The sequence below is a fragment of the Sphingobium chungbukense genome (assembly GCF_001005725.1).
In the GTDB taxonomy this organism is placed as follows: Bacteria; Pseudomonadota; Alphaproteobacteria; order Sphingomonadales; family Sphingomonadaceae; genus Sphingobium; species Sphingobium chungbukense.
Map to the genome: position 1 here is coordinate 260567 of NZ_LBIC01000006.1, position 12332 is coordinate 272898.

Here is a 12332-nt window from a genome sequence, read left to right on the forward strand (position 1 = left end):
GGGGGCGTCAGCCTGCCGCGCTGGTCACGCCGCCGTCGACCACCAGGGTGGTCCCCACCAGATAGTCACCCGAGCGCGCCGCCAGATAGAGCGCCGCCGCCTGCATGTCCTCATCGCTGCCGATACGCCCCGCCGGGATCATGGGCAGGACCGAAGCCAGATCGTCCCGGGCGGCACGGTTCAATTCGGAAGCGAAGGCGCCGGGCGCGATCGCCGTCACGCAGATATTATCGGCGATCAGACTCGTCGCCATCTTGCGGGTCAGATGAATCAGCCCGGCCTTGCTGGCCTGATAGGAATAGGTTTCGTTGCTGCTGACCCGCAATCCGTCGACCGAAGCGATATTGATGACCTTGGCGGGCCGCACGGCCGCCGCCGCGCGCAGCGCCGGCAACAGGGCCTGGGTCAGGAAGAAGGGACTGCGCAGGTTGAGGTTCATCACCTTGTCCCAGCCATTTTCCGGGAAAATATCGATCGGCGCGCCCCAGGCCGCACCGGCATTGTTGACGAGGATATCGAGCTGCCCTTCCCGCGCCGAAAAGGCGTGAGCCAAGGCGCGCGCGCCCTCGACACTGGCGACGTCCTGCGGCAAGGCATGGCAGACACCTCCCTCGCTCATGATCTGCTCGGCCGCCTGGTGACAGGCGTCGGCCTTGCGCGAGGAGATGTAGACGCGGGCGCCATGACGAGCGAAGGCTCTGGCGATCATCAAGCCGATACCGCGCGATCCACCCGTGACCAGCGCGACCCGCCCCTCGAGGCCGAAAAGATCGGAAAGAGTCATGCGCGCTCAGCCCAGAACGGGGGCCGACATGGTCTCTTCGACCAGTCGGGCGGCCTTGTCATAAGGCGACCAGAAGAGGTCGACATTGACATCTCCCTTCTTCACCACGACGCCGCGCGGATTGGAAAACTCGCGGAACCCGTCCTCGCCATGATGGCGGCCCATGCCGCTGCTGCCGGTCCCGCCGAAACCCAGGGAGGGAAGGCCGCCCTGGATGGCACAAAGATTGACCGCCGCGCCGCCGGTCGTCGTTTCGTCCAGCACCTGTGCGATCTGATTCTCATTCTCGCTGAACACATAGACGGCAAGGGGCCGCTCACCCGCATTGATCCGGTCGATCACATCGGCCAGGCTGTCATAGGGGATGACCGGCATGATCGGGCCGAAAATCTCCTCCGTCATGACGGCGGTATCGGCCGGCGGATCGATCACCAGATGCATCGGCATCCGGCGGGTTTCGGGATCGGTCGCGGCGTTCTCTTCAAAAGTGACGACCGAGGCGAGGTTGGCGACCTCGTCCAGCATCCCGGACAAGCGGGCGAGATGACGGTCGGAAATGATGCCGGTGCATTCACTGGTTTTGGCATAATCCGGCACGACTTCGGCCATGAAGGCGCGCGCATGATCGGTGAAGGCCGCGACATCCTCCCGGGGCACATAGACATGGTCGACCGAGATGCACATCTGGCCGTTCTTGATGATCTTGGTGCCAATGACCGTGTCGACATTCTCCCGCGTGACTGATCCGCTGGTCATCACCGTCGGGCATTTTCCGCCCAGTTCCAGCGTCACCGGCGTCAGGTTGGACGCCGCGGCGGCCATGATCTCGCGGCCCACATTGGGACTGCCCGTATAGAGCAGATGATCGAGAGGAAGTTTCGAAAAGGCACGCGCGAGATCCAAACCGCCCACGGCGACATAGGCAAGGTCGGCAGGAAAATATTCGCCGATCATGATCTTGAGCAGTTCGGCGCAAGCCGGCGTGTAATCGGACGGCTTGATCATCACGCGGTTGCCCGCCGCGAACATGTCGACCATAGGCCCGAGCGCGATGTCGAAGGGGAAGTTCCATGGCACGATATTGCCGATCACGCCCTTTGGCTGGGGCTGGATATAGACTTCGGACCGGCCCATCAACGCCGGGTCGGCATGACGCGGTTGCGGACGCATCCATTCTTCCAGATGATCGAGCGCATATTGTGCGCGGCCCAATATGCCGAGCATTTCGATCAGATCCGACGCGCCCTTGGGGTGCGAGCCGAAATCCGCGGCGAGCGCGTCATGAATGGAATGGCGATAGGCGCGGACCATGTCCATCATGGTCTCTATACGGGCTTTCCGAGTGGCGGCGCTCGGAGCCCGATCAGCGGCAAACGCTGTCTTCTGCGAGGCAAACGCCGCGTTTAGTTCGACGATGGCCAGGTGGTCGGATATATCCGTGTTGTTCTCGATGATCGCCATGACAAGCCTTCCTCAATCCTGCCGCCCGCCGTGCGGGTCGGTATTCTTCGCCGTGACGCGGCTATCTGGTCCCCTTTTCCGGAACCGAGATCGCTATTTGGCTATCACGCCCCTGACGCCCTTCGCTACATAGTCCATTGTTCAGTAAATTTGCTTGCTAGATGGCACGAATAGCGGGACATATGAGGGATAAAGCCATTCGCGGTTGAGCATATCATGGAAAGTTGTACAATTTTCTCATGGCTGAGGCACGGACAGAGCGGCTCGATAAATCTAAGATGCGGCGTGAGGAGATACTCGCCGCTGCGACGCGACTCTTCAATCGCAGGAGCTTTGCCGGAGTGACGCTCGACGCGGTCGCGGCCGAAGTCGGCGTGACGAGCGGAGCACTTTACCATCACTTCGCCAACAAGGAGTTACTGGTATTCGAATGCCTTTCCCGAGGCATCACGCTATATCGCGAGGAACTTGCCCGCGCGATGGAGCAAGGGATAGACGGGTTGGAACTGGTCCGCCGCTTCGTCCGGGGCCGGCTGCGGCCCGGCGAACCGCGCATGATCGTCTTTTCCGACCTCAATGCGCTGCCGAAAATCCATCGCGATGCCGTTCATCGCGGCCGCATGGAGAATGTCGAGCGCCTTGCCCGGCTGATCGCGACCGGCATCGCCGACGGCACGATCGCGCCGCGCGACCCGCATATGTCGAGCCTTGCGGTCTTCGCGGTGCTGGACTGGATGCCGCACTGGTATTCGGAAAACAGCTATTATACGCGACAGGAGGCCGCCGACGCCATCGACGACCTGCTGACCCACGGCGTCCTTGCCCGACACATCCCGGAGCCGGAATGGCTATGCGAGCCCTGGGACGTTGAGCAGGCGATCGAAGAACTGACGCCGCGCGCGCGGCGTGCGCTTCGGCGCGAAAGGATTTTGCGCACCGCGTCGCAAAGCTTCAATCAATATGGCGTGGTCGGTTCCTCCATGGAAGCGATCGCCAATGACGCCGGGCTGACCCGTGGCGCGGTCTATCATCATGCGCCCGACAAGATGACGCTGCTGCGCCTGTGTCTGGAACGGGCCTATCGGCGCGAGGGCGAACTGCTGGACCTGGTCCTGCGCAAGGTCGAGGCGGAAGCCGATCCGGTGCGGCGGATCATCGCCGAGGAAGTCTATATCATGCGCGCCATGGTCGCCCTGCACGAGAGCAGGATAGGGCCAAAGATCAACTTCCAGAACGTCGCCTTCCTCAGCCCGGACCAGCGCCGCCAGATGTCCGGATTGCATGAGGAGGTGGTGGGCAAGAACCGTGGCCGTTATGCTCGCGGCATCGATTCCGGCTTATTCCGAAAACTGGACATGGCCTTCATGCAGGAAATCGGCGCTGGCCTGCGCAACAACTCTCCGACCTTCTTCACCATGTCCCAGGGGCAGCATGGGCTGGACATTGCAGACTTATGCGCACGCCTGTTTTTATTTGGACTGAAGCCCAGACTTATGCGCTGAAATGGGCTGTTCCGTCGGCCCATCGATGATGTGGACCGGCATCCGCCGCGCGGTTCGCTCCCCACATTGGACAAGCTCCATATCCTGATCTGATAACTGGACAACATACTATGTTTTATGCGCCGAGAGCCGATCCTATGATCTGCTCGACGGTCCGGCGCTTCGATCGAGGCAACGTGACCAGGCGCATAAGGGCACCAGCGGGGCTGGGCCGGTCGGAGGGGACAGATGCACTATTTTCGAACCATTTCGCTTTTCCTGGCGACATCCGCCAGTATCGTGTCGATGGCGTCGGCACAAACCGCCGCGCAAGCGGATAGGGCCACGGACAGCCTGCCGGGCGACATCGTCGTCACCGCCCAGAAGCGCGAGCAGAGCATGAACAGCGTGGGCCTGTCGCTTCAGGCGTTGAGTGGCGCGGACCTGCAGAAGCGCCGGATCGACAGCGCAGCCGATCTGGTGAAGGCGGTGCCCGGCTTCACCTTCACGCCGTCGCCCTATGCCACCCCCGTCTATACCTTGCGCGGCGTCGGCCTGTATGATTCCGGGCTCGCGGTGGCGCCGTCGGTCAGCGTCTATATGGACGAGGTTCCGCTCGCCTATCCGATCATGACGCTGGGCGGCACGCTCGATCTGGAACGGGTCGAGGTGCTGAAGGGACCGCAGGGCACATTGTTCGGCCAAAGCTCTACTGGTGGTGCGGTCAACTATATCGCGGCGAAGCCGACATCGACCTTCCGCTATGGCGCGAACGGATCGCTCAACCAGTTCGGGCAGGTCGATCTGGAAGGATTTGTCAGCGGGCCGATCTCGCCCACGCTGGGCGCGCGCCTGGCGGTGAAGACGCAGCAGGGGGGCGCGTGGCAGAAAAGCACGTCGCGCGACGACAAGCTCGGCGACGCGCGGTTCCTGACGGGGCGGTTGCTGCTGGACTGGGCGCCGAGCGACACGCTGAAATTCTCGTTCAACGCCAACGGTTTCATCGACAAGGGCGATCCCCTGGCGCCGTCGCTGATCAAGGTCGCGCCGACCAATCCGGCGTTGATCGCGCCGGGATTCGACCAATCGAAACCGGCGCGCAGGCCGCGCGACGCGGACTGGCCGGAGGGCTATCCCGATCGCGACAACAGTTTCTACCAGGTCGCGTTGCGGGGCGATCTGAACCTGAGCGACAGTGCCAAGCTGACGTCCATCACTTCCTATCAGAAGGCGAAGGCCGACGAGCAACTGCCCTTTTCGGGTACGCCTTTCCCCTATCAGAACATCCTGCATTTCGGGTTCGTCAAATCCTTCAACCAGGAACTGCGCCTGAGCGGGGACGCCGGCCCGCTGAACTGGATCGTCGGCGCCAGCTATGAGCATGTGAAGTCGGACGATCATATCCGGTATGACCAGCGGATCGTGTCCAATCGCGTGATCATCCCCGGCCTTCCCGCCTATCAGGACGCGCACGCATCCATCGCGCAGAAGAACGAGACCTATGCGTTTTTCGGCAATCTGGACTATCGGCTGACCGACCGCCTGTCGGCGCGGGCCGGTCTTCGCTACACGCACAACAAGACGACGGGCGTCGGATGCACGTTCGACGACCTGCCGTCGAACGAACTGGGCTTCCTGTTCGAGGCCATTCAGGCGAGCATCAAGGGGTCGGCGGTCCCGATCGGGCCGGGGGACTGCGTCACGCTGGATGACAATGTCAATCCGGGGCCGGTCCCGCTGCGCCTGTCGGAAGGCAATGTGTCCTGGCGGCTGGGCCTGGACTATAAGCTGGACAACGGCACGCTGGTCTATGCGACGGTCAGCCGGGGCTTCAAGCAGGGCATTTTGCCCAATGTCGCGGCGGTGCAGTCCGCCCAATATGATCCCGCCGTACGCGAGCGGCTGGACGCCTATGAGGTCGGGGTGAAGGCCCCGATCGCGGGCCGCGCGCTACAGGTCAATGCGTCCGCCTTCTACTATGACTATAAAGACAAGCAGATCCGTGGCACCGTGCTCAACGCCTTCGGTAAGCTGGAGCGGGAGATCAACGTGCCGAAATCACGCGTGTTCGGCCTGGAGGCGGAAGTGCAGATGCGTCCGATCCGGGGCTTGAACGCGTCAGTGGGCGCCACCTACCTGGACACGAAGATCACCAGCAGCATCTCCACCATTCCGGGCACGTCGGAAACCTATAATTCGGACGGCGTGCAGATCGACGCCAAGGGCGCACGCATACCCTTCGCACCCAAATATACGGTGGTCGGCGATGCCGAATATGATTGGGCCATCGGCGGCGACACGCAGGCGCTGGTCGGCGGCGGGCTGGTCTATCACAGCGCCGACAATGGCAGCCTGGCGACGAAGGCCGTGCCGGCTACGGAATTCCGCATCAAACCTTATACGGTGATCGATCTGCGCGCTGGCCTGCAGGCCGCCGACGGCCGCTGGCGGGGGACGGTGTGGGTTTCCAATGTGTTCAATGTGCTGCGGTGGAACACGGTGTTCCGTACTATCGACGACTATTTTCGCTATCAGGACAGGCCACGCACCGTGGGCGTCTCGATCAGCTATCGGCCCTGACATGACGGCGCGCGCATATTGGCAGGGTCCTTCTCAGGAAGCCATGACGGGGCAGCAGGCAGGTTCATGAGCAACGACGTGATTTTTCTATCCGAGCTGATCGCCGAGCACGCGCGTTCTGCCCCCGAGCGCCCGGCCATCCTCATTGACGATCGTCACATCGGTTATGGCGAGCTGGATGTCCTGGTTGACCGGGCAGCGGCCTCTCTGCGGCGGGATGGAGCGGGGCGGGGCGATCGCATGGCGATCTGCGCCGCCACCAGCGCCGAATATCTTATCGCCTTCCTCGGAGCGCTGCGAAACGGGATGGCAGCGGTGCCGCTTCCGGTCGCGGCCGCGGTGGGCCAGTTGGACAGGATGATCCGGGACAGCGGTCCGACCCATTTGCTTATCGGTGCGCCCTGTCCGGCCGAACTCATTGCAGGATTGAAGGACAGCGATATCCGCGTCATCACCTTGTCGCCCGATCTTCCCGGGGAAGCATGGGCGCACTGGATCGCAGCCGAGGGCGGGCAGGGTCAGCCCTTCCCCCGCCCGGACGCCGACACAGAATTCAATCTCATCTATTCCTCCGGCACGACCGGCGCGCCTAAGGGCATCGTGCATTCGCACCGCTTCCGCGCGGGCGTCTATTCGCAGGCGCAACTCCTCGGCTTTGACAGCGATGCCGTCATGCTGATCTCGACACCGCTGTATTCGAACACCACGTTGACGGCCGTTTTCCCGACGCTGGCGGCAGGAGGCACCTTGCTGTTGATGGAAAAGTTCGACGCAGAGCTTTTCCTGAAACTGTCGGAGCGGCACCGGGTCACGCACGCTATGCTCGTCCCGGTCCAGTTCAGGCGAATTCTGGCGAGACCGGACTTCGACAGCTTCGATCTTCGCGATTACCGGATGAAATATGTCACTTCCGCCTATCTCGCTGCGGAGGAGAAGCGCGCGATACTCGATCGATGGCCCGGTGGGCTGATCGAATTCTACGGCCTGACCGAAGGCGGTGGATCGACGCTCCTGTTCGCGCATGACCACCCCTCGAAACTGCACACGGTCGGTTACCCAGTGCCCGGTCATGATGTCCGGTTGATTGGGGAGGACGGAAAGGAGGTCGCAGCCGGAGAGGTGGGCGAGGTCGTGGGCCGTTCGGCATCCTCTATGACCCATTATCACGGTCGCCCGGACTTGACCGAGGCTGCCCGTTGGGTGGGACCGGACGGCGCGCCTTATTTCCGGACGGGGGATCTGGCGCGCTTCGATGCGGACGGCTTCCTTGTCATATGTGGTCGCAAGAAGGATATGATCATTTCCGGGGGGTTCAATATTTACCCCAGCGATCTGGAGACCGTGCTCCTGGGTCATGAGCAGGTCGCCGACGTCGCGGTCGTGGCCGTCCCGTCCACACGCTGGGGTGAGACGCCGGTCGCCTTTGTCATCGCGGTTTCGCCGGGCGTCGACGCCGATGCGATCCGAGACTGGGCAAATGACCGACTGGGCAGGATGCAGCGAATCCACGCCCTGGTGCTGACGGATGAGCTGCCGCGCAACGCATTGGGGAAGGTGCTCAAGGCGCAGTTGAGCGAGCATTTTGTCACCATGCATGGGACGGCGTGACGCGCGCGACATCGCGATGATTTTGAGGGGAATGGTGTGATGACAAATAGTTTTGCGGGTAGGCGGGCTCTGGTAACCGGAGCCGGCACAGGATTAGGGCGTGCCTATGCCATCGGCCTCGCGCGACTGGGCGCTCAGGTCGTCGTCAATGATGTCGACGAGCGCGCGGCGGGTAACGTGGCGAACGAGATCCTGACCACGCAGGGCACAGCGATGGCAATCGGCTGTTCGGTCAGCGATCCTGCCGGCGTGACGGACATGGCGGACCGCATTAACCGCGAATGGGGCGGCATCGACATCGTCATCAACAATGCTGGCATCCTGCGCGACCGTACTTTCTCCAAGATGACCATCGAGGATTGGACGGATGTGCTGACGATCCATCTGAACGGTGCCTTCCTCGTCACCAAGGCCTTTTGGGACGGAATGCGCGAGCGCAACTATGGCCGTATCCTCATGACCACTTCCTCAAGCGGTCTCTTCGGTAATTTTGGTCAATCCAATTATGCGGCCGCCAAGCTCGGGCTGGTAGGGCTGGCGAAAACGCTGTCCCTGGAGGGGGAGAGATACGGGATCATCTGCAATTGTATTGCGCCAATCGCCGCTACCGCCATGACCGAGTCCATCCTTACTGACGAGATGATACCGATATTCGAGCCCGAACTCGTGGTTCCGGCTGCGCTGCATCTCGTCAGCGATACCGCGCCTCGCAACGTGATTATCGGCGCCGGAGGCGGGTATATCTATGCCGCTAACGTCACAATGACCCAAGGCATGAAATATCAGAACCAGGTCATGGACATCGGCCAGATACGGGAAAATTGGGAGGGCATCACATCACGGATCGGGGATATCGTGCCGCAAAGCGGAAATGCCCAAGTCGATGCCGTCCTGTCCGGACACGGGCATGGTCTGGCCGAACCCCATTGAGCGCAATTTTCTTTGGCGCAACCCGCGTATGACGCTTAGAGCCGTTCAAGAGATGAACCCGTGACGGGCTTTCCGTCAATCATGGCGCCAACCGACTATTTTCCGCTTTCCGCAAGCTCGCTCAGATCTTTGCGAAACGCCCCCTCGCCCAGGCAAGATATTTCTCTTCCCCGCTTCCCGGCGGATCAAGGCGGTGTGCCTCGCCTGTTCGTCCATCAGATAGCGCAGTTGCGTTGTCGAATTTAATTCGACACTGATTCGACAAAAGGTCGTTACAGGACGGAGCAGAAATGGCTTAATCTTCCTGCATTGGCGAACGGAAGCTTCCGAGCAGAGAGATAAGAAGAGGCGTACGCAATTACGGGTATATAGCGGCCATGCATCTAGCAGTATCAGCATTTGGAATTGCCGACTAAACAGACGTCGCTCAAGCCCGGGAGGAGTCGAAGGCATCCGATCCGGTCAACAGCCGCACGTAAACCTGCTCCAGGCCAATCAGCGTACATTGGCCGCGGCGGCGAAACGAACTTCTGGCATCCGATAATTCATAACAAGGCGAGACCTGAGATGACAACTGACATTAGCCGTATGAACCCCCCGTCCCTGCCCGACGCGGGCGCAGTGGGCTATTCGCAGATTTCCATCGTGGAGCCGGGTAAGCTCGCCTTCATTTCCGGTCAGGTTGCATGGTCCGTCGATGGCCAGCCCATCCCTTCCACGCTGGGCGGACAGGCGGAGATCGTCGTACGGAACTGCCGCGCCGCGCTACAGGCGGTCGGCGCCACCGCCAAGGACATCGTGATCGCGCGGGTCTACATGACCGATCTGACGGACGAACGGCTGGGCGAACTGTGGCCGCACGTCCATGCCCTGTTCGACGGGAACCAGCCGAGCCTGACGGGCATCGGCGTCGCCGCACTGGCCGGGCCCGAACTGCAACTGGAAATCGAGATGACGGTACGCATACCCGGTTGAGGGGAGCAATAGCCACCGATTTCCGGTTCTTGACGATCCGGTTCATCATGTGCGACGGGCATATGCCTGTCGCACATATTTTTATATACCGGACCGGGTGGGCATCCGCGCCCCGCTTGATCGTCGAACGAGGCGCAAAATCCGATGTCGCGTAGCAAATTGAACGACATTCTCGTCTTCATGGCCATTGCCGATGCGGGAAGCTTCGTCAGCGGGGGACAGGCAATGGGACTGACCCGGTCGGCCGCCGGCAAGGCCATTGCCCGCCTGGAGGAACGACTGGGGGTCAGACTGCTGACCCGGACCACCCGGAAACTCAGCCTCACCGATGAGGGACGCGCCTTTTACGACCATGGCCTTCGGATATTGGCGGCCGTGGACGAGGCGGAATCCAGCGTTGCGGGCAACGCAGGCACACCGCGCGGTTTGCTGCGCATGACCATCCCGGACGCCTTCGGCCGCTTGGTCATCCTTCCACTGCTCAAGGATTATATGGAGGCCTGGCCCCATGTGCAGGTGGAGGTCTCCCTCACCGATCGGGTCGTGGACATCGTCGAGAAAGGGTTCGACCTTGCCATACGCATCGGCGTCACCCATTCCGACAGTCGCCTCATCTCCCGCGTCATCGCCTCGTACAAGGTTCTGATGTGCGCGTCGCCCGCTTATCTCGAACGGCGCGGCGAGCCGGTCACTGTCCAGGACCTTGCCCGGCACGAATGCCTGTTGTTCAGCAGCAAGACGCGGAAACAGGCCTGGCGCCTGCGGATCGAAGACGGAAGCCTCGTCAGGGCAGCCGGTCGCAGCCGCCTGAGACTGGACAGCGGCGAAGCTATCCGGGATGCCGCAGCGCAGGGACTGGGGATCGCCTTGCTGCCGGAATTTCTGGTGGAACGACATATCGCAACAGGTAGCCTGTGCCCGGTTCTTCCCGGCATCCATGACTCGGTCAATATCGTGCTGATATATCCGAGCAGGAAATTCATCGAACCGCGCGTCCGCACCTTCATGGACTGGATCATCCGGAACATGGCCGATCGCAACTGATCATCCGGCGCGGGGCTGGTCGCCGCTACGATCGCCACGAAGCCCGATGAGTTTTGAGCGAGCCGGCTGGCGGGCGGCCCTGATTTGACCGGCCGATGCCATTCCGCTGCCGACTCCGGACGGGCCGCAGCGGTCAGACGATATCGTGCCGGTTGAGGAACGAGCGGACAGCGGCATTGAATTCGACGGGATTCTCGATCATCGGATAATGGCCCGTACCATCCAGTATCGCGACTTCACTCCCGGCGATGCGGCCTGCGGTGGCATCGACCTGTTGCTGCGTGACGAGCCAGTCGTCCGAACCACGAATGAGGAGCGTGGGATCGATGATGTCGCCCATGGCTGTCCTTTTGTCGAACCCTGCATAGCCGCCGAGGTCGGCTCGCATGATGTCGGGCGTGGAGCGGCAGAGTTGCCATATCACTTCCCGCGCCCGGTCGGGTGAGGTGCGCTTGCCGGTCAGCGACTGGGAATAGCATTCCAGCAACTGGTGCCCGTTGACCATCAGCATATCGAGAACGAAATCGTCCAGGCCCGGCGTATGGTCCGCTCCCTCGCAGGAAATGACGGCAGCGTAGCGCCCCGGCCGCCGCGCCGCGAGTTCCAGTACCAGATTGCCGCCCATCGAACAGCCGATGATGACGGGACGATCCAGACTCAGCCGCTCGATAAAGCGTTCGTTGAATTCGGCATGAGCGGTCAAATCCGATAAAGGCCCCCGCTCCGGCATCATGCTCTTACCGTGCCCCGGCGCGTCGACGGCGATCACGCGATAGCGGTCCGACAGAGCGGCCAGCACGTGACGATACATCAGGCTGTCCTGACTTGCCGCATGGATGCACAGAATTGCAGGACCGCTGCCTGCCTCTTCATAATAGATGTCGGTCCCGTCCAGTTCGAGATAGCGCCCTGTCCTCGCGCACGGAGGGGACAGAGGCGCGGGGGAAAACTGCCGCGGCAGCCGCGTTCCACCGCTCCTGGCAATGGCATCGAAGAGAAGCCAGCAGATCTTGACGTTGCGCATGACGAACACGGGGTCGCCCTCGACGGTCATGGCGCCGTACCCGGGCGTCACCGCCTGAAACCAATCGAGTTCGCCTGCCGCCACCTGTTCCCAATCCCTCCGTGGACCGGACACGCTCATGGCCGTGTCCCTGTCACCCGTCCCCACTGTCGAAAGCGCGCCGTTCCGAATGTCCAAGATGATCGAAGAGATTCCATCGGATAGCCGGATCGCCATCGAAAAATATTTCGCTGTTGCACGCCACTCGCGCGAAGAGTCGAGCGCAGCACGCACCGCTGCCGCTCTGTCGAACGTCCAGAAACCGGTTTCCATATCGTCGCCTCAACCAGGAGAAAGGCGGGCCGACCGTAAGACCGACCCGCAGGTGAGATCAGAGCGGTTCCCGATCTGATTGAATGAGATCGGAAAACGCTCTATTTCTTTCTTTTACCGTGATTTCTTAACC

The 12332-nt window shown here is 61.6% G+C and carries 10 protein-coding genes; 7 read left to right on the plus strand and 3 right to left on the minus strand.

Going from position 1 to position 12332, the window contains the following annotated elements; genetic code table 11:
- Positions 1–7: 7 nt before the first annotated feature.
- Entirely contained in the window at positions 8–784 is a 777-nt protein-coding gene (locus YP76_RS14535) for an SDR family oxidoreductase (RefSeq protein WP_046764315.1), read from the minus strand.
- A gap of 6 nt (positions 785–790) precedes the next feature.
- Positions 791–2245 carry an aldehyde dehydrogenase family protein gene (locus tag YP76_RS14540; RefSeq protein WP_052757448.1) on the minus strand — a complete coding sequence of 485 codons (1455 nt, stop codon included), beginning with the start codon at positions 2243–2245 and terminating at the stop codon, positions 791–793.
- A 239-nt stretch (positions 2246–2484) separates the two neighbouring features.
- Between YP76_RS14540 and YP76_RS14545 the strand changes: the two genes are divergently transcribed.
- The 6 genes from YP76_RS14545 to YP76_RS14570 all read left to right on the plus strand — a co-directional run bounded on the left by YP76_RS14545 (position 2485) and on the right by YP76_RS14570 (position 10863).
- A complete protein-coding gene (locus YP76_RS14545; RefSeq protein WP_084733182.1) occupies positions 2485–3747 on the plus strand; it encodes a TetR/AcrR family transcriptional regulator in 1263 nt (420 codons plus the stop codon).
- A gap of 228 nt (positions 3748–3975) precedes the next feature.
- The gene (locus YP76_RS14550; RefSeq protein ID WP_046764316.1) at positions 3976–6306 is read left to right on the plus strand and encodes a TonB-dependent receptor; all 2331 of its coding nucleotides are present in this window, start codon (positions 3976–3978) and stop codon (positions 6304–6306) included.
- Positions 6307–6372: 66 nt separating this feature from the next.
- Entirely contained in the window at positions 6373–7914 is a 1542-nt protein-coding gene (locus YP76_RS14555) for a class I adenylate-forming enzyme family protein (protein ID WP_046764317.1), read from the plus strand.
- Between the two features lie 39 nt (positions 7915–7953).
- A complete protein-coding gene (locus YP76_RS14560; protein WP_046764318.1) occupies positions 7954–8844 on the plus strand; it encodes an SDR family NAD(P)-dependent oxidoreductase in 891 nt (296 codons plus the stop codon).
- A 567-nt stretch (positions 8845–9411) separates the two neighbouring features.
- Positions 9412–9819: a RidA family protein gene (locus YP76_RS14565; RefSeq protein WP_046764319.1), complete on the plus strand. Its 408-nt coding sequence runs from the start codon at positions 9412–9414 to the stop codon at positions 9817–9819.
- Between the two features lie 144 nt (positions 9820–9963).
- Positions 9964–10863 carry a LysR family transcriptional regulator gene (locus YP76_RS14570; RefSeq protein ID WP_046764320.1) on the plus strand — a complete coding sequence of 300 codons (900 nt, stop codon included), beginning with the start codon at positions 9964–9966 and terminating at the stop codon, positions 10861–10863.
- A gap of 133 nt (positions 10864–10996) precedes the next feature.
- On the opposite strand, the gene YP76_RS14575 is transcribed toward YP76_RS14570, so the two are convergent.
- The gene (locus tag YP76_RS14575) at positions 10997–12007 is read right to left on the minus strand and encodes an alpha/beta fold hydrolase (protein ID WP_198147501.1); all 1011 of its coding nucleotides are present in this window, start codon (positions 12005–12007) and stop codon (positions 10997–10999) included.
- 49 nt (positions 12008–12056) lie between these two features.
- Here YP76_RS14575 and YP76_RS28275 point away from each other — a divergent pair, with 49 nt between their 5' ends.
- Positions 12057–12278, plus strand: a complete 222-nt coding sequence (locus YP76_RS28275; protein WP_198147502.1) for a hypothetical protein — start codon at positions 12057–12059, stop codon at positions 12276–12278.
- Positions 12279–12332 lie beyond the last annotated feature (54 nt).